Raw genomic sequence first — 19,594 nt, 5'->3', positions numbered from 1 at the left:
GCCAGTGAACAGAAAGGAATCATCTATTCGTTTATGGGATATTTAAAAATTGCGCCGCCTGAACTGCAGATAAAATCGTTATCTAAAAAGGCGGATATTTCCCAATATATCAAGACCATACGGGAAGATATCGAAAAGGAGCCGGATGAGAGGTGCCGAATGCTGCAACAGGATTATGCTAATTTAATCTGTTCGGTTGGTTATAAAGAAGCGGTAACTAGACGCTTTTTCCTTGTGTTCCAGGTGGATTCCAGACGTGGGACGGAGAAAGAAATTGTAAATATGCTGGAATCATATGCCCAGACAGCTAAGAAGTACCTATACCAGTGTGGGAATGAGATTTTGCTTTCTGATAATCACACAGAGGAAACGGCAGAGATTCTATACACTCTATTAAACCGCCAGAGCAGTACTACCCTGCCATTTTCGGAACGATTAAACCAAGTGGTTAATTGGTATATCCGGGAAAATGGGGAGGACAGCGTGGGGCGGATTCCGGCCGCTGAGTATGTGGCACCCCGTACCCTGGATTTCAGGCATGGGAACTGTGTTGTGTTGGATGGAGTATATCACACCTATTTGTTTGTGCCGTCTGCCAGATACCGATTCCGGGTTCCGGCCGGCTGGATGTCCCTTTTGGTCAATGCAGGGGAGGGAATTGACGTAGACCTGTTTCTCTACAAACAGGATAAGGTAAAAACTATTGAGCGAATTGGGCGCAGAATTCGTCTTAACCGCTCAAAAATCAAGGATGCCTCTGATACCAATACAAATTTTGACGACCTGGCAGAGTCCATTCAATCGGGATATTATCTAAAAAATGGCTTGTCATCCAATGAGGAGTTTTATTATATCTGTATCCTGATTACTGTGACTGGATATAGTGCAAAAGAAGCAGAGTGGCGGGCGAGAGAGGTGAAAAAACTGTTGAATGCTCAGGACATGGATACGGTTTCCTGTCTGTTTAAGGAGGAACGGGCATTTCTCTCCGCTTTGCCTCTAGTAAAGCTGGATAAAAGCATTTACGAGCGTTCAAAACGCAATGTACTGACCTCGGGAGCTGCCAGCTGTTACCCATTCACCTCATTTGAGATGTCGGATAAAAACGGTATTTTGATGGGAGTAAACACGGCGAACAGTTCCCTGGTCATTATAGATATTTTTAATTCCACAATATATAAGAATGCTAATATTTCTATCATGGGAACCACCGGAGCGGGAAAAACTTTTCTGCTGCAGCTGATGGCGCTGCGTATGCGCCGTAAGAATATCCAGGTCTTTATCATTGCACCTGACAAGGGGCATGAGTTTGCCAGAGCCTGTACCAATATCGGAGGAGAGTTCATCAAAATATCGTCCGCCTCCAAAAACTGTATCAATGTGATGGAAATCAGGAAACGGGATCAGGCGACCAATGACCTGTTAGACGGTGACACGGCAGAGCGCTCGGAGCTTGCGGCAAAAATCCAGAATCTGCATATCTTTTTCTCGTTGTTGATTCCCGACATGGATCATGAGGAGAAGCAGCTTTTAGATGAAGCGCTGGTTCAGACTTACTATAACAAGGGAATCACGCATGACAATGGGAGTCTGTCAGACCCGGAGAATCCGAACCAATACCGGGCTATGCCGGTTCTGGGTGATGTATACGATATTCTTCATGGGAATGCAGAAACCAGGCGGCTTGCCAATATCGTAAACCGTCTTGTCCACGGCTCTGCCTCCAGCTTTAACCAGGAAACCAATGTGAATCTGGATAATAAATATATTGTTCTGGATATTTCTGAACTTACGGGAGACTTGCTTCCTGTGGGGATGTTTGTGGTATTGGATTATGTCTGGTCAAAGGTGAAAGAAGACCGAACCGTGGAAAAAGCGGTATTTTTAGACGAGGTATGGCAGTTAATTGGGGCTTCCTCGAATGAAATGGCGGCAGAATATGTTTTGGAGATTTTTAAGATTATAAGGGGCTATGCAGGATCAGCCGTCTGCGCCACCCAGGATTTATCTGATTTCATGGCGCTGAAAGATGGAAAGTATGGGAGGGGAATTATCAATGCAACCAAGACAAAGATTGTCCTGAATCTGGAGAATGATGAAGCGAAAAAAGTACAGGAACTGCTACATCTATCCGATGCGGAGCGGATGGAGATTGTCCATTTTGAGAGGGGAAAGGGCATGATTTCCACGAACAGTAACAATCTGACTCTGGAGTTTAAAGCCAGCCAGCTGGAGAAGGATTTAATCACCACGGATCGGAAGGAACTGAAAGAGTTAAAAGAGCGGCTGGCCCGTTACGGGAAACAGGCTTATGGACGGGTGGGCGCGTGAGGGGGGAGGTTGTGAAAGGGTACGAATACCGGAACCCGGAGGAGACGGCCGGGAAGGTACTTGGCTTGCTTCGCCAGTACAACGTAATGAAGCCGGAGCAGCTAGAGGCATTCTTTCCGGGACAGGAGAAGGCGGCGGGCCGTGCGTTGAAAAAATTGGAAAAGACTAGGCAGATATACCGGAACCCTTACACCGGGTTGATTGCTTCCAGCGAGTTTGCGTATTCGTTGAAAGATGAGGGAACCATGAAGTGTCTGTGGGTACTGGCAGATATGATGCGCCGTAAGCCAGTAGACGGCCACTATCTGGCAGGAAAGGAGGACTTTCCAATCCGTATCCTGTTTTATTCTGGTGCGGAAATCTATGACATTCTTTATGTGGGTGACGGGGATTTAAAGCTAGTAAACGGGATGTTTGCAAGGAGTCGTCGCGCAGGGGAAAACCACATTATAGCAGTAGAAGATGGGAACCTGATGGGAGTCGTGGCAGTGCCGGGAACTATTGGTTTTTGCCTGGTAAAAGAAGATGGACGGGTGGAATACTACAAGAAATCTGCAGAGAGGAGTGGATAAAACGGAGCAGATAGAGAAACAGTTGGAAGAGGTCCAACGGCAGGCAGGGGGACTGCAGGAATGTCTGGCGGAGGCCAGGCTGATTCGGACGGCACAGGAACGGAGCGGTTCCGCGTTTCAGAGAGGTTGTTTTATGGACTGTGTGATGGAAGCCTCTTTTATAGCGGAGAAGCTGACCGGAGGACTTCGCCGGTTGGTAATTGAGAATTGCATGTGGAAGCAGGAACGGGAGGCATACGGTTTAGGAATTGTAAAGATTCATGGGATTCGGGTGAAGTATGAGGGCGGAATTTTGAAAGTGGAGTTGCCTGGGCTGCTATCGCATCGTAAAAACAAATATACGGATTATCTTTATAAGCCTGTAACTATGGCGTTGGAAAATTGGTGTATCCGCCAACAGGAACAGGGGGAGGAGATTCCGCAGTTTGAACGGGCAGCCGTATGTTTCCTTCATGTATATGATCAGAAGCAATCCGTGGCAAGGGTGCGAGATCACGACAATATTGAGGAAAAGCAGATGGTTGATGCCATGGGAATGTTTTTTCTGGTATCGGATGGAGGCTTATATCTGGATTCATACCATACCTCAACGATGGGGGAAGAGGACAGGACGTATCTGTTTTTGATGACTCAGGAGCATTTTCCGCAGTGGATAAGCAGTATGAAGCAGGAAGAAATTGTATCGAAAAAAGAAGAGGTCTAAGACATGGAAATTCCGACAGGGTAAGATTTACGGAAAAGCCTTGATAAGTAAGGAAAAACAGGTACGAATTCGCACTGAAATGTACCCAGGGATGGAGTTAACTGGGTACGAAAAAGAGAAATACGGAAAACAGAGAGGGAGATAAATGGAGATACGGGACAGGCGTGACGAATTGCTTTTACTGGTGGCAGTTAGTGGAGAACTGCCGGCTGGTTGGTCCGGGTATGCGATTGGCTCCGATTCCTATGCCGCCGTACTTGTGACCCAGTTAAAAAAGGAAGGTGATTTGACGGTCAGGAGTAAGGACGGGATGAAAGGTTATTTGCTACGTGTCAGGGCTAAACGGTATTTGCTGGAGGAATATGGTGAGGATGTAGAGCCTTACTTATCAGGCGCAGGAGCAACCAGCCATGTGAAGAGCGAGCCGGAAAAGCGTCTCCGTCTCCACCGCATGAGCATGGTATGGGTGTTTTGCCACAGGGCTGATATACGGATATTTAAAAGTGATAAGCCGGAGCTGTTCCCAGCAGTCCATCGGACTCTGTTGGGTTCCGGAAAGGGAGGATTTGCGGCCTCTTATTATGGAACCATGGAATGGAAAATGGAAACTGACAAGGAGATTAAGGGTTCCAGAGCCTGCGGTATCCTGTTAGCCAGTAGTTTTTATGTGGTATATAACACGATGGATAGCCTGATGAAGTGGGCGCCTAAGACGGAACGAAATTTAAGAAATCGGATGGAACTTAGAATGAAGCGGAGCTGGAGCGTGGAATTGGGGGGAGCCATTATTATGGGAAATCGAATGGAAATGGGAAAACGCCTTTTAGTGAGTGATGGTGGACTTAAGGGAACCTTATTCCGTTTGGACGATGTTTATGAGTTCGTATACTATGTCCCATTTATGGCTGAGGCTATGGTTCAGTTGTGGCTTCTGTGTGATGTGGAAGCACAGAGTCGGTTTCGCTCATTTTTATGCAAAGTCCTAAAGTATGTAAGGGAGGAGGGATCCGGTCTGGAGGCGGGAACCGACAGCGAGGGGAAGAGGGTTTACTTTTGCTATCTGTTTGAATTGTGGCAGATACGGAGAATCTTGGGGCAGCCGTTTCATGGAGGCGGGAGGGTATTCTGCTTTACTTACCAGGCGCAGACACTACGGGAATTGTTTCCGAAAACATTTATAATCGAGGCAATTCGGCCGGATAAGGTATGCAGGTATCTGGGATGGGAGAAGAGGAAGGAGGGAAAATAGGATGGAGGGAATCCGAACCTCAACAGGAAATGAGACGGTAGACCGGTTAAGCCGGATGAACATCACGGGCAATATTATACCAGCGGCATGGTACCGGACTATTCGCAAACCCACCGGAAAACCATACCTTAATGCCATTGTAATCCTATCCGATATTGTGTACTGGTACCGGGCTGCGGAGGTGAGGGACGAAGGAAGCGGGCAGCTTCTGGGATACCGAAAACGGTTTAAGGCAGACCTTTTACAGCGAAGCTATCAACAGATGGCGGATCAGTTCGGGATTACCAAACGGGATGCCACCAATGCTGTGGTGGAACTGGAACGGCTGGGAGTGGTACGGCGGGTGTTCCGTACCCTGACTATCAATGGACAGACGGTACCCAATATACTGTTTTTGGAGCTGGATGCGGACGTTCTGGAGCAGATTACATTTCCAGAGGAATGTGTAACAAAGCAGGAACCGGAAGCGAAGAAAGAAGAAAATAGGAAGAATTTCGGAGTAGAGAGTGGTGCGGGGATGGTTTACAGAGGGTATCACTCAAATCGGGGACACCTCCCACCAGAATCGGAGAGGGGTATCACTGAAAACGGGGACACCTCCCCATGGGATGAGAGAGAGGGTCCCACTGAAATGGGGGAGACAAATACAGAGAATACATACAGAGATTACAACACAGATTATCCCATCCAATCCTATCAGCAGACAAAGGGGGCATTTAAGAGACAGATTGAATATGATATTTTAATTCAGGATAGGACGGATAAGAAGGAGCTGGACGAGCTGGTAGAGATTGCCACAGAGGTTTTGACCTCCACGGCAGAAGCCATACGGGTGAACCGGGAGGAGCGTCCTACGGAATTGGTAAAGGCACAGTACAGGAAACTGAACATGTTTCATATCCAATATGTGCTTAATTGTCTGCAGGAAACGGAGACAAAGGCAAGAAATATCCGAGCGGTGATGATAACGGCATTATATAATGCGGTCAATACGATTGGGGCTTATTATGGGAATCTGTATCAGTATCATAGCGCACAGGGAAATAAGACGGATTCCGGGGGATAAAAGGCAAGGGGGACTAAAATTTGACAGAGAGGCAGGTGCATACTGTTGAAATGGCTGAGGGGATTTTTAAGCGAAAATGAGGAGAGGAAGAAACTTTTATGGGGACTGGCATTGCTGTTTGTCCTAGCTCTTTATGTGAGCGGCTTGCTCTGCCAGGCTGCGGTAGATACCGCACATGTGAGCTTCAATCCGTTCCGCTGTTATTTTACAGCGATATTTTCATTCCGTGGTTGGAAAACGACAATTTGCACCATTGGGCTATTCCTGATTTTTGCAGGTTTTATTGCATATCAGGGCAAGGCAGGTGGTTCAGATATGGACGAAGAACGGAATTTCAAATATTCCAGTCTGGGAACCTACGGGACGTCAGGATACATGACAGAGGTGGAGAAGAAGCAGGTTCTGAGGGAGGAGAGGGATGTGAAAGAAACAAAAGGGATTATCCTGGGAACCGATCTTATAAGCGGAAGTATTTTAAGCCTTCCTCCGGAATCCAGACTGAATCGGAATATTGCGGTGTGTGGTTCCCAAGGTTCCATGAAATCCAGGGCTTTTGCCCGCAACATGATTCTCCAGTGTATCCGGCGGGGAGAGAGTATGTTCATTACGGATCCTAAATCGGGTGCGAAACGTTCCTGCTTGAAAAGAGTAGGCACAGCACTTCATTAAATCAATATTTAATGTGTGTTGGAGAACTAAACACACGAATAGTCGAATGACGGGGTAACGCCCTGAAAGGCTACTTTAATACTCCGACTGGCAGAAACTTGAGTAAACAAGGCTCTGTCAGAAGCTCGGTGAAGTCGGCAGACAGACACCGTAACAGATAATGCTGACGAAAGATTCCCAGAGGTGGGCGTTGTGTCTTATATGCCGGAAGTCTATAAAATATCTATGGTTAGAATGTAGATGAGAGGTCTACTGACGAATCCTTGAATGTACAGGTCTATATCGGGGCTGGATAGAAATGTCCAGTGACACAAATAGTGTCGCTACTGTGGGTGAGTAAGACTCTGCATTTATGAAAATCCATATAACGTTAAAGGCGTTATCAAGGTAGCAGGCTTATAGAGGAAACCTAAGGATATATGTACAGATAGTGTGTTTGGAACGTTGAAAGCTGACAACATGGAGATTTTACTGTCTGTGAAGTGTTCACATCAGAAAGTTATTGTGAGATTAGCAATGATATAAGGTGTGTTAATGTCAGTGAGAGTGGTGGCACAGTACCTATGAAACCGTGATAACAAGCGGTGGAGGGATAGCCACTAGTCATATGAAGAATAGAATTACTAAGAAAAATGGTATGGGTTCGAGTAAGACTAAGAGATGTACTTGCTCCTGCAAACAAGGAGGGTACAGACCATGCTAAAGAAAAACAAGCTCCGCTATAACGAGTATTATGATATGCAACATATTTATGACGAGTTATACGCACAGAGCAAGAACGGTAATAACTTTTATAAGTTACTTGAAATTATTGGTTCGGAACAAAATATTTGTTTAGCTTACCGTAATCTGAAATCAAACAGTGGAAGTAAAACGGCTGGAACGGACGGAATGACGATAGATGATATAAAACGATTCAGTAATGCTGAGATTGTCGCTACCGTTCGGGAAAGTCTTAACGACTACCGCCCGAAATCAGTCAGACGTGTTTTCATTCCCAAAGCTGGGAGCGATAAAATGCGTCCATTGGGGATTCCGTGTATCTGGGACAGGCTGGTACAACAATGTATCCTGCAAGTCCTAGAGCCGATATGCGAACCAAAGTTCCATAATCATTCCTATGGATTCCGTGCGAATCGAAGTGCCCACCATGCAGTCAGCAGAGTAACGACACTGATAAATTTATCAAAATATCATTACTGTGTTGACGTAGACATTAAAGGATTTTTCGATAATGTCAATCATGGAAAACTATTAAAACAAATCTGGACACTTGGTATTCGGGATAAAAGATTGATTTGCATTATCAGCAAAATGCTGAAAGCTGAAATTGACGGCGAGGGTGTCCCAGAAAAAGGAACACCACAAGGCGGTCTGTTAAGTCCACTGCTCTCCCTCATAGTCCTTAATGAATTAGACTGGTGGGTAAGCAGTCAGTGGGAAACATTCCAGCCGAAGAACCGCAGTAAAAATGGGTGGCTTCAATACGCAAAGAAATATACCAAACTGAAAAGCGGTTTTATTGTACGTTACGCTGATGATTTTAAAATCATGTGTTCAACCTATGGAGAAGCACAAAGATTTTACCACAGTACCGTAGATTTTCTTAATAAAAGACTGAAATTAGAAATCAGTCCAGAGAAATCAAAGGTAGTAAATCTGAAGAAAAATTCATCAGATTTTCTGGGGTTCAAAATCAAAGTCATTCCAAAAGGAAGAACGAAACACGGTTATGTTGCCAAAACAGATATGAACCAAAAAGCATTAAAGAAAGCGAAAACAAATCTAAAGTTAAAGGTAAAAGATATAGCCAGACATACGACTGGCTTCAATATCAGCAGATATAATCTGACAGTTATCGGTATGCAGAATTACTACTGCATAGCAACTAACGTATATAACAACCTGACAGAAGTAAGTTACGCTCTCTTACCGACCATACGAATCCGTTTAAGGAACATTGCAAAATCAGTTCCATTTGAAAGTACAAGTTCAGAATTTCAGAGCAGGACAAAAGGAATCAGACCAAAAACAAAAATAGTGATGATTGCGGATAATCCGCTATTGCCGATTCAAGGAGTACAACACAAAAATCCTATGAATTTCTCGCAAGATATTTGTAATTTTACAAAGCAAGGGAGAAACAAGGTGCATGAGGACGTTGTAGTTGTAACAAAAGAAGAAATCCGAGCGTTGTTGGAAAATGAAAACCCTGCCGATAGCGTAGAGTTTAACGACAATCGTATTTCGGCATATATCGCACAACAAGGCAACTGCTATGTAATGAATCGTCGAGGAACTCCGTCCACTCTGATATGTATTCACAAATCAGACAAAGGAGATAACCTTGACAGATATTCTAATCTGGCATTTGTGGAAATTCCCATTGCAAAGGCAATCCTAACAGAATCAGCAGATGAAGCAAAATCACTGTTAAAAGGTTATGTTCTTAATAGTCAGCAGAAGAAAAAACTGAACAGAATACGGACGAATTACGGATACCAGACAATAACTGGGAAATAACTTATAAATCTATTTGGATATGATGGAACGCCGTATGAAGCGAAAGTTTCATGTACGGTGTGAAGCGGGGGAAAACTTGGAGATAACATCAAAAAGTTACCTATCGCTATAGTTGTACGAAGATACGGCTGCATATCTGAAAGCAGAAGGATATACAGTCCGGCTATGGAACTTGATTGATTTGGACCATTCAGATGCGTGGGATTGCCTGGCAGAGATAGACGGTGGGGGACTGATTGATACCTTTGTAGATGTTGTTATCCGGAATACCACGGATAAGTTTGACCATTTTTACGACAACACAGAAATGGATTTGTTGAAAGCACTGTGTCTTTATGTCTACCATGAGTATGAGGAAAAGGACCGAACATTTGCAGAAGCCTATAAGCTGCTGATTAACCAGAGTCTGGAAGCGATTGATGGAATCTTCGATAATCTGCCGACGACCCATCCGGCGAAAGGACCATACCGCCTGTTCTCAAAAGCAGAAAAGGTGAAAGGAAATGCGGTGCTTGGTTTGGGAACCAGGCTTCAGATTATGCAGAATGAAAAGGTACAGAAGATTACCAGCTACCGTGAAATTGATTTGACGCTGCCAGGGAGGGAAAAATGCGCTTATTTTTGTATCACTTCGGATCAGGACTCCACCTATGATGTGTTGGCGACGCTGTTTGTGTCATTCCTCTGTATTAAGCTAATTCGATTTGCAGACCGGCAGGAGAATCGGCAACTACCTGTGACGGTTCATTTTATTCTTGACGAATTCCCCAATATTGGTATTGTACCTGATTTTAAGAAAAAACTGGCAACGGCCAGGAGCCGGAATCTGGGTATGAGTATTTTATACCAGAATATTCCACAGCTCCAGAACCGCTATCCGGATGGACAGTGGGAGGAGATACTGGGAGGCTGTGATACATCCCTGTTTTTGGGGTGTAACGATATGACAACAGCAACTTATTTTAGCGGTCGTTCTGGCGAGGTGACGGTAGGGGTATCTTCTGTGCGGAAGAACTTGAACACAATCCGGATGAGCAACTATGTACCGGATTACTCGGAAACCAGCTCTGTGGGGAAACGGATGCTTTTATTGCCAGATGAAATTTTGAGGTTTCCCTTGGAACAGGCGCTTGTGATTATCCGGGGACAGAAAGTGCTGAAGGTAAAGAAATTTGATTATAGCCATCATCCAGATGCAAAAAGATTGGTGCTCGAAAAGACTGAAAGGTATGTACCAGAATGGAGAATAAAGGAGATGGACATTGCTAAGCAAACGGACTTTTTAAGAAAAAGTGGCAGTCAGGAAGAAAAATGCTGTAAATTGGAAGAACCCATAATGGAGGAATCGTATGGCATATTAGAGGAAACAGCAATGGATTCTTTTGAAGCAGGGGAAAATATAGCGGAGACAACAGAGTACGGTGAAACGATTGAGAAGGTGGAGGATTTGTTTACAGATGAATGGTGACAGGCTGGAATATTCACAGGCAAAAATAAGAAATATTTTAAAAAAAGAGTTTCTTATATCAGAAGACATGCTGAAACAGAGAAGCATAGAAGAGGCAGCAGAGGCGTTAGAAACATATGAAAGTATAGAGGAATTTTTGGATAAAACTGGATGGAGAAGGGATAATCCGGAATGCAGCTCAGAGGAGTATTTAACAGGGAATCGGATATGTCGCTGGGTGGATGGAACTTTGATTTATTTTTCTAGACTTATTTGGGAAGAGATGGAGACTAGCAAAATAGGAGAAATACATGTATGAAATGGGGAGAGAAAATTACGTTTGGAATGTTAATTGTATCAATGTTTTTTTCGACGGCTGTGTTAGGGAGAAATCTATGGATGCAGGAAAAGGAGCAAATAAAATTTGAAATTTTGAGGAATAGTATTTCAGCAGAAAGGGAAAGGAGCAGTGCGGCGGCGGAGGTTAAGAGAACAGGAGATAAAATGATGAAGAGCTTAAACGGTGAGGAAAGAGCAGTCCTGCCAGAATATCAGGAACTTGCAGAGAAAACCCCGGATTTTGTTGGCTGGATTTTTATTGATGGAACTAATATTGATTATCCAGTCATGCAGACACTTTGGGAACCGGAATACTATCTTCATCGAAATTTTACGGGAGAATATTCTTATGCGGGAGTACCCTTTGTTGGATCAGGTGATATCGAGGCCGAGAATGAAGATATTTTCATTTATGGACATAATATGAGAAATGGGACAATGTTTGCAGATTTGCTTAAATATCAAAGCATAGAGTTTTGGAAGATGCATCCAATCATTCGACTTGATACATTATGGGCACGTTATCAATATGAAATTTTTACGGTATTGTATGCGGATGAAAATGATTGGGAAAACGAAACCGATGCCTTGTTCTCCCTGACAGATGGAACGGATTTAACTGAGCAAAGAGCCTATTTTCAAAAATTAAAACAGCGTGAAATTTATGAGACAGGCATTATTCCAGATGACAACACCTCACTTTTGTATTTAGTTACATGCTGTTATCAAAAAAGTGGTGAAAGGTTTGTTGTAATAGGCAGATTGAAACGTGAGTAAAAAAGAAAAACCTAAATAGTTGGCTATTTAATACAAGAATTATAACTTTAAAAACCTTAAATTAGAGTAAAATAAAAAAGAGATTAGAGTATAAGGGGCATGCATAAATGATAAACTTAATATAGAGGTGTTATTTATGCATGATAGACTAAAAGAGTTAAGAAAAAGCGCCCATTTAAGCCAGAAAAGTCTGGGTAATTTAATTGGAATATCCCAGCAGGTAGTAAGCCGAATTGAACGTGACAGCAGCACTATGACAAGGGAACATTTAGAGCTTTATGCTGACTTTTTCAATGTAACTACCGATTATATTTTAGGGCGCTCTAAAGCAAAACGCAATTTGGAAGAACAGAGAGTCCTATTGGATAAATTGCAAGAGAAGTACAATTTAGTACAGATTTTCGATATACTAAAAGAAGACTATCAGGAAATAGTATGGGATTTAATGGATGTTATGGCAGCGAAGATGGAAAAGAGTGATGAAAAAGAGTGATGAAAAAGAGCTTACTTAACTGGGGATAATACTATGATTAAAATTGCGCTTTGTGATGATAACCGCTATCTTCTGGGAAAACTAGAAGAATTGCTGTATGAATTGGCAGAAAGACATAAGCTCCATATAGATGTTGATTGTTTTGAAGATGGCGCGAAGCTGTTGGAAAAGATAAAAAAAGGAGAGCGGTTTGACATAATTTATATGGATATACAAATCGGGGGGATGGATGGATTGGAGACGGCATATAGAATAAGAGAATTCGATTGGAATTTCCAACTTGCTTATGTTACCTCTTATGAATCTTATATGAAAGAAGCTTTTAAGTCTGCACCAATCGCATTTATCATGAAACCGATAAAGGTTAAGGAGTTCGAGGATACATTTCTTTATATGTTGCAAAAACTCACGAAACATAATGCGAATTATTGTTTTCGCTATATGAAAACTGAGTATAGAATACCAATGTGTGATATTTTGTATTTTGAAAGCAATCTTCGTGAAGTAAGGATTGTATGGAAAAACGGGATTTTGAAAGAGTATAACAAATTGGATGTGATAGAGAAAAAGTTGGAAGGGGAAAAGGAATATTTTTTAAGGATTCATAAATCATACCTTGTTAATTATCATTATATAGCAGGGATTGGATATGATAGGGTAATTATGAATACTGGGCTGGAACTTCCACTAAGCAGGAAATACCAGAAACAGGTGGACGAAATGTTAAGGGGACAAATGGAGAAAATAAAGTAATGAAAGCAGTCGGATTATTCACCACCCAAATTAGTATGGCATTATACTGCACAATTTTGCTCAAAGTGTATTTAGATGTTTTTCTTGTGAGGGAAAATAAAGGAACTTCAATAATTGGCTGGCTGTTGTTTTTTGGCTGGCAATTCTGTACCAATATGAAAATGATTTTTTTCTCTCCGGGCATGAATCTTGCTATTCTATTTGTAACGATACAGGCAGTTGGGATATTTTCGTATAAGGGTGGATATTGGAAGCGATGTATTTTTCCAATTGCATTTATCGTGGTATGGATGTTATTAGAAGGAAGTGTACAGCTGTTTTATATGTTTCTGTTTGGTTCTGAGGTACCTTTTGAGGTTATTTCTGTACTATCTAAAGTTTTATTAGCACCATTTGTATTGGTAGTACGCAGTGTTATAAGACGGAATGGAGGCGGGCATATACCATATGCCGGAAGTCCCTATATGATTGTAACAATGCTCTTAGTAATGGTTCTGTATAATGCATTCTATATGCAGACAATTGATATTACAAAGCAGGGGATTGGCTGGCTATTAGTGGCAACGGTTATATTGATTATTTTAACATTATCTTTTTATCTGGCATATCTGCGGGTGGTAGAGATGGTTTTGGTTAAAAGAAATAATAGCATGTATACAAAACAGTTTAAGCTATATAAAAGAGAATGGGAATTGGAGGAAATTGCGGCTACAGAGGTACGTGAGATGCGCCATGATATGAAGCAGCAGTATATGTATTTGCGGGAATTGGCAAATTCGGATCAGAAAGAAGAGCTCATAGGAGTATTGGAAAAATTGATAGGAGAATCTACGGGAAAGGGGCGTCTGGAATCAAGAACAGGGAACCTGGTAATTGATGCACATATCAATCATCTTTGGGAGCAATCCAGGCAAAAAAATATTGCCCTATATACAGATTTAAAGGTTCCACCTGTCATGAATATACTGGATGAGGATCTAAGTGTCTTTTTAGGAAATGCCATTGATAATGCGCTAGAGGCATCTGAGAGTGTTGATTGTAAAAGCAGGGAGATCCGAATTCAAATGACATTTGAAAAGGGATATCTCTTTATATCATTGAAAAACCGATATCAAGGTGAGATAAAGCAGGATGAGAGGAACCATTTGATTACAAGCAAAAAAGAAAAGGTTTTACACGGATTGGGCCTTAATTCTATGAAAAGGATTGCCAATAAATATCATGGTTATGTAGATGTAAGCTGGGAAGATAATATTTTTATGCTTGAAACAATTCTATATGAAAATACATAAAAATAGTAAATATCCAGTGATAATAAAATCCTTTTTATCCGGAGTTGTCTATGAATACTTAAAAACCCATGTTCGGGGGTCTTATGAAATACTTTGTGACCCTATGACGATTAAAATGGTGATACAAGTAATAAAAAATCTTAAAAATTTGCAGAGATTCTACTGCGAATTTTTAAGATTTTTTTTTGTGCACGCAGGCATTTAAAATCGTCTCATTTAAGTCTCATAAGGGCCTGTGCAGAAATTACATATATACCATCATTAATTACATGTTAGCAATAATTGTCAATTTTTGTGGTATATTGTAAAAAAAATAAGGAGGTTTCAACAATGAAGCTGTTAAAAAAGATCAAAATGAATCCATCAGTAATGAACCTTTTTGTCATGGCAATTATGGTTTACGCCGCGAATACCCGCTGTGCTTGGATTGGACATCAGCCTAAGATGCCGGAAGATGTAAGGAATTTCAAGAGGATGTAACATATGGAGAAGATGGCAGCTATGTTGGCAGAGCGGTTATATGAAGAAGGTAGCTTCCCCACCGTGTCATACGAGGCCTTTAAGTATGTGATAGAGTTCGCTCTTGAAATGGCGGCAGGCATCCTTGCAAGTGCTATCATAGCCGTTGGATTCAATATGCGGTGGGAAACTGCCGCATTCCTTTTGATATTCTGGGTTTTACGCTCTTATGCCGGCGGAATACATTTGGACAAGTTCAGCCATTGCTTTATTTTTTCTGCATTTGTGATAGCAGGTACAATGGCACTTGTGAAATATAGTTACGTTCCACTGTGGTTCTCCCATCTTTTGTTTATTGGGGGAGTCAGTGCCTTTATGCTTACGGATCCAGAGAGTGACAGAAATCGGGAGGTTGATGAAGCGGAAGATGCATACTTCAGAAAAAAACTGCGGCAGTCTTTTTTTGCAATTGCAGTATTCTATCTGCTTTGCGCATTTATGCAAAGCCGGAAGTATACATTTTTAATTGCAATAACAATAAGTGTCGTCTATGTGCTTATGATACTGGGTAAGGTGAAAAATGCAAAAAATAATTAAATCTCTTATGGTGGCCATATGCAGTATCTTACTTATAACGCCAATTTCCATAAAAGCTCACGCGGAGGAATATGCCAGCCAAAAAAATGGACTGGATGTAATTTTTGTCATGGATTACAGTGGCTCTATGAAATCGAATGACCCAGAACATATCGCTCAGGCTATGGTAAAGGCATTTATTGATACCGTACATAGTGCCGACATACGGATAGGATTTGTATCCTATAATGATCGTATTCTCTCATCTGTCTCACCGGTGGAGGTGCAAACGGTCGAACAACGTGAAAGACTGAAACAGTTGATTGACAGGGTAGGATATTCCGGTAATACCGATATAGGACTGGGTCTGCGTTACGCAGAGGAGCTTATAGGGCAGGAGACAGAACGAAAGAAAGCAATTGTTCTGATTTCCGATGGTGAATCTGATTTAAAGGGGTCAGGGACCGGACGGTCTTTGCAGAATTCAGAGATAGATGTAGAGTATGTGCTGAGCCAATGCATGGAGCATAATATACCAATCCATACAATTGCTTTTGGAGCCTATGATGGAAACACGCAGGTGCTGTCAGAATTATCAAAACAAACCGGCGCGCAGAATTATGAGGTGAAAGCACCTGAGAATCTCATTGAAATTTTGTATGGAATTTTCACCACTAACATGAACTATAGTATTCAGGAAATAACAACAGGAATATATTCACAGGGTATGCAGAATATACGGGTCAGACTGGATGGCGCGTATCTTGATGAACTTGATGTATTGCTGATTTCCCCGCAGGCGATAGGAAACACTGCAGTACTGTATGGCAATCAGCAGATTGAGCCAGTGAACCTGAACAATTATGCAGTGGCGAAAATAACGGATGTGGATAGCGGTATCAATGAACTGACGATTCAGACAGAAACGTTAAAAGACCAGGAATTAAAGATGTATTTGATCAGTTATCGTAATTTGACTCCTGTATTGAGCGTCGCTCCAACTGTGGAGAAGAACTCTCCACTATCATACGAGGTTTACTTTAAAGATAAAAATAACACAATAGTTTCAGATGATAAATTTTATGACAATTTTGACTGTGAATTGAGTTTTGAACACAGTGATTCGCAGGATGCCAAAAAGCAGATGCTTGATGTGAATGTTCGTGATGGCGTGATTATCGGAGAAACGGTACTTACTGAATCTGGTAATTATTATATCAATGGACGTTTGGATGACAGCATGGGAAGTTGTACATTTGGTCCCGTTACAGTAGAGGTTCACAATGAAGGACCAGCAGGTGGGTTGCCAGAGCAGGAATCGTTTGCGATTTTTGGCAAAGAAAAGCAGTACGTGTTGGACGAATACTTTAAAGATCCAAATGGAGATACGCTCACTTATACTTTGCCAGAGTCAGACAGTCTTTGTGTTACGGCAGAGATAGCAGATGGTGTGCTTTCTGTTAAAGCGCAGAAATCAGGAACACAGATATTGCAGTTGCAGGTTTCTGATGGCGAAGAAGAGATGTTATATTCATGGAATGTCACGGTTCCACCGTTATGGCGTACATATTGGTGGGCAATTCTTCTGTTTTGCGCAGTGGTTATAGCAGCACTTTGGAAGATATTTTATAAACCAAAGCCGGAACTTCAACAAATAGCAGAACGAAAAGAAGGAAACCACTTCGCGGGGAAGCTGGATGCATATGTAACTGTGCAACCAGAGGATACAGAGGAAATTGTACCATTAACGTTTCCTATGTATAAGATTAGAGACTCCAGAGTCTGTCTGGGAAGTCTTATGAAAGAATATCCGGAGTTGTCAGAACATCTGGGTCTGGAAAATATTTTTTTGATTGCAGATGAAGAACGAAGGATGATCCTCTACCATTCAACATGCTCCACTGTAATGTTGGGTGGAACCATTGTATGCAGGCAGCTTCAGTACAGTATACAGTTTGGTGATGTTCTCTATATTACATCATCAGACGGGGCGTATGAACTGGAACTCCACTATATTGCAGTCATTCAATAGAAATATCATGGTATGTGAAGGGCGTCTACTGGATGGATATGAATTGGGATGGCGCTCTGTGAGCATAAAATAACAGGAAAAGGAAGTATGTCTATGGAAACAATTACACAGACAAACAGGACGATACTGTTTGCCGAAATTAATCCGGAACGGCTGAATGTTCTTACTCTGATTGGAGATGTACGGGGAAAGAACAGCCTGGATGACGATAAGATTAAAGAGATTAATGAGGAACTGGTGGTGTCCAGTTTTGAGGAATTCCTGGAGAAATTCTCACCGGTTGTGTATTCCTGGTGTGACGCATCCTCTTCAAGCATTCAGTACAGTCTGGTGAAACCGGAAAATATTCCGGATAACTGTATTACGGAAATTCCGCTGAATGAATCAAATGACCTGCTGAATATGCTGATTACCTTATTGGATGCAAAAGGCGCGCAGGGCGTGGCTAACGTTGACTTTAAGTTCAGCAATGTTCTGGATATGATTTCTCCGAAAAAAATCATGGAAGATATCCGCCAGGTCAGAAGAGAAATCCAGTATACATATGGTAAATATATGGAGCTGGATGAGGGGGATCCTAAACGTCTGGATTTAGGGGATAAGCTGAATTATCAGTTTGAACAGGCCAGTCAGAATTACAACAATGTACTTGCAATGCTTCCCCTGGCTATCGAAGATATCAAAACCCGGCTTTTACTGGGGGATGGGGAGACGAAACAAGGCGGTGCAGATTTTAAGGCCGGGCTTCTCAGCATGGGTGAGGATGGGGAACTAAAAATCCTGGAAATGAAACAGGAAACAAGCACCCAGCTGGCTGTAGTAGATGACCATATCAATACCAGCTTGATTGAGACATTCAAAGAAGATTATGACGAACTGAATGAAGACCCGTCAGATTATGTCAGAGATTTAGTGGTACGTACATTCTGCCCTCTGGGTTCCACGATGGAAAGTACTGTGGACAAAGAGGTGGAGGTAAACAACTACAATGGATATCTGGAGTTCTATAAAAAGAGCAAGGATGATTTTGTGAAAGCGGTAAAACCGTTAATTGAAAAAATCCTTGGGGTAAAAACATTCTTTGACCAGTATCAGGTTAAGGAAAAAGGAATGCAGCCCAGGCTTCTGATTTCCAATACATCATTGGATATGCTTGTAAAATCCAGTAACCTGCCCAGGCTTCTGACTTACTTAAATACGACCAATGATAAAAACGAGTTTGAGAATACCCTTTGGTTTGGCATTGTTCCGGATGTGGAACTGAATCAGAGCGGCGGCGGAAAGCTCCAGAGATTACGGTTTGCAGGAAACCAGAAGGTGGAAAAGCAGGGGACCAATTCCATGGAAAGCCTTGCAACTTTGATGAACGCCTTGGCTCCTTATAAAATCACAACCTTTTTCAGTTTCCGTACCGGTGAAGAGACTACGTTCAATTATATTGCAACAGAAGGAATCGGTATCTTTAAGGACAAGTGTGCGCCGCTGATGAAGCAGGAATACAGCGAGTTTGTCGTGCCCTGTATTCCAAACGCAACCATCATTCCGAAAGACAAATCCGGTTTGATTCTGGATAAACGCATGGTCATGGATGAGGACGGAAATGTTGCCTTGTCTGAGGAAAAAGAAGATATCATGAAGATGTGGCTGGAAGGCATCTATGTTAACGCGGCCTACGAGGCGGCCGGTATTGTAGCGGCATGGCAGTGCCCAGAGTATCTAAAAGAGCGGTTTAACAACACCAGCAAGGAATATCCGGGAGTACGGTTTGATGTGGAGGCAGATGACAATGCCCTCCTGGCAGCAACCAGCATGACAAAAGAAATCTCAGGATTTACCAATGCTATTAAGAATTCCATTAACCATACGGGCTTCGGGTTTGTTTTTTCTTCAGACAATGCGCAGTATAAAGGTCGGGAGATTAAGAATATTACCGTCTATAAGGCAAGAAACCTGCTGAGTAATGGCAATGAGTTTGAACCGATTTATAAGACGTTGGTTGTGACTTATATCGAACGGATGCTTCGTTTCTACAGCGGTGATTTCAAACAGGATAAAATCCTTAAATTCTTCAGCAGCAATCCAAATAGCCAGAAGAGCCGGTGGGACGCGGATCGTCAGCATGTAAATTCGATTCTGCAGGACGGAGATGAGCTGGACTTTGCAATTGATGAAAAGAATGGAATCTGCAACGTTCAGGTGACCTTTGCAAATGTGACGAAGAACTTGAAAGTACAGCTTACCAGGAAAGCGGGCGAGAAGTAAAGACGATGTATGAATTGGTGGAAACAATAACAACAGTCGCGCTATTCGTGG

General features: G+C 42.3%; 16 protein-coding genes and 1 pseudogene. All 17 read left to right on the top strand.

Translation table 11 applies throughout. The features are described from left to right. The first annotated feature begins 33 nt into the window (after positions 1 to 33). Positions 34 to 2,331 carry a VirB4 family type IV secretion system protein gene (locus HMPREF9469_RS01500; RefSeq protein WP_007858442.1) on the top strand — a complete coding sequence of 766 codons (2,298 nt, stop codon included), beginning with the start codon at positions 34 to 36 and terminating at the stop codon, positions 2,329 to 2,331. Between the two features lie 11 nt (positions 2,332 to 2,342). Then, the gene (locus HMPREF9469_RS01495; RefSeq protein ID WP_007858440.1) at positions 2,343 to 2,903 is read left to right on the top strand and encodes a DUF5697 family protein; all 561 of its coding nucleotides are present in this window, start codon (positions 2,343 to 2,345) and stop codon (positions 2,901 to 2,903) included. Then, complete coding sequence (locus tag HMPREF9469_RS01490) at positions 2,896 to 3,606, top strand: DUF6100 family protein (protein WP_117632767.1); 711 nt, start codon at positions 2,896 to 2,898, stop codon at positions 3,604 to 3,606. Before HMPREF9469_RS01495 ends, HMPREF9469_RS01490 begins: the two co-directional genes overlap by 8 nt. A 145-nt stretch (positions 3,607 to 3,751) precedes the next feature. Then, positions 3,752 to 4,855 carry a hypothetical protein gene (locus HMPREF9469_RS01485; RefSeq protein ID WP_007858431.1) on the top strand — a complete coding sequence of 368 codons (1,104 nt, stop codon included), beginning with the start codon at positions 3,752 to 3,754 and terminating at the stop codon, positions 4,853 to 4,855. Position 4,856: 1 nt separating this feature from the next. Continuing rightward, positions 4,857 to 5,921 (top strand): DUF6017 domain-containing protein, encoded by a 1,065-nt coding sequence (locus HMPREF9469_RS01480; protein ID WP_007858429.1) that lies wholly within the window; start codon positions 4,857 to 4,859, stop codon positions 5,919 to 5,921. Positions 5,922 to 6,236: 315 nt separating this feature from the next. Beyond that, positions 6,237 to 6,590, top strand: a complete 354-nt coding sequence (locus tag HMPREF9469_RS33430; protein WP_147338563.1) for a type IV secretory system conjugative DNA transfer family protein — start codon at positions 6,237 to 6,239, stop codon at positions 6,588 to 6,590. Between the two features lie 696 nt (positions 6,591 to 7,286). Then, entirely contained in the window at positions 7,287 to 9,113 is a 1,827-nt protein-coding gene (ltrA, locus tag HMPREF9469_RS01470; protein ID WP_007858427.1) for a group II intron reverse transcriptase/maturase, read from the top strand. Positions 9,114 to 9,225: 112 nt separating this feature from the next. Next, positions 9,226 to 10,369, top strand: a pseudogene (locus HMPREF9469_RS01465) (VirD4-like conjugal transfer protein, CD1115 family); the annotation flags it as partial. Between the two features lie 201 nt (positions 10,370 to 10,570). Then, positions 10,571 to 10,879: a hypothetical protein gene (locus HMPREF9469_RS01460; RefSeq protein WP_007858425.1), complete on the top strand. Its 309-nt coding sequence runs from the start codon at positions 10,571 to 10,573 to the stop codon at positions 10,877 to 10,879. Beyond that, the gene (locus tag HMPREF9469_RS01455; RefSeq protein ID WP_007858424.1) at positions 10,876 to 11,676 is read left to right on the top strand and encodes a class B sortase; all 801 of its coding nucleotides are present in this window, start codon (positions 10,876 to 10,878) and stop codon (positions 11,674 to 11,676) included. Before HMPREF9469_RS01460 ends, HMPREF9469_RS01455 begins: the two co-directional genes overlap by 4 nt. Before the next feature lie 136 nt (positions 11,677 to 11,812). Next, on the top strand, positions 11,813 to 12,169 hold the full coding sequence (locus tag HMPREF9469_RS01450) for a helix-turn-helix domain-containing protein (RefSeq protein WP_007858415.1): 357 nt from the start codon (positions 11,813 to 11,815) through the stop codon (positions 12,167 to 12,169). Between the two features lie 33 nt (positions 12,170 to 12,202). Next, complete coding sequence (locus tag HMPREF9469_RS01445) at positions 12,203 to 12,922, top strand: LytR/AlgR family response regulator transcription factor (protein WP_007858413.1); 720 nt, start codon at positions 12,203 to 12,205, stop codon at positions 12,920 to 12,922. After that, entirely contained in the window at positions 12,922 to 14,214 is a 1,293-nt protein-coding gene (locus HMPREF9469_RS01440) for a sensor histidine kinase (protein ID WP_007858412.1), read from the top strand. The genes HMPREF9469_RS01445 and HMPREF9469_RS01440 overlap by 1 nt, the downstream gene beginning before the upstream one ends. A 330-nt stretch (positions 14,215 to 14,544) precedes the next feature. Next, positions 14,545 to 14,694: a cyclic lactone autoinducer peptide gene (locus HMPREF9469_RS30990; RefSeq protein WP_007858411.1), complete on the top strand. Its 150-nt coding sequence runs from the start codon at positions 14,545 to 14,547 to the stop codon at positions 14,692 to 14,694. Between the two features lie 3 nt (positions 14,695 to 14,697). After that, positions 14,698 to 15,270, top strand: a complete 573-nt coding sequence (locus HMPREF9469_RS01435; protein ID WP_007858410.1) for an accessory gene regulator B family protein — start codon at positions 14,698 to 14,700, stop codon at positions 15,268 to 15,270. After that, positions 15,254 to 17,281 carry a vWA domain-containing protein gene (locus HMPREF9469_RS01430; protein ID WP_007858409.1) on the top strand — a complete coding sequence of 676 codons (2,028 nt, stop codon included), beginning with the start codon at positions 15,254 to 15,256 and terminating at the stop codon, positions 17,279 to 17,281. Before HMPREF9469_RS01435 ends, HMPREF9469_RS01430 begins: the two co-directional genes overlap by 17 nt. 93 nt (positions 17,282 to 17,374) lie before the next feature. After that, entirely contained in the window at positions 17,375 to 19,543 is a 2,169-nt protein-coding gene (locus HMPREF9469_RS01425; RefSeq protein ID WP_007858408.1) for a hypothetical protein, read from the top strand. Positions 19,544 to 19,594 lie beyond the last annotated feature (51 nt).

This window comes from [Clostridium] citroniae WAL-17108 (assembly GCF_000233455.1).
Lineage (GTDB): Bacteria > Bacillota > Clostridia > Lachnospirales > Lachnospiraceae > Enterocloster > Enterocloster citroniae.
This window is presented reverse-complemented; position numbering and strand designations above follow the sequence as displayed.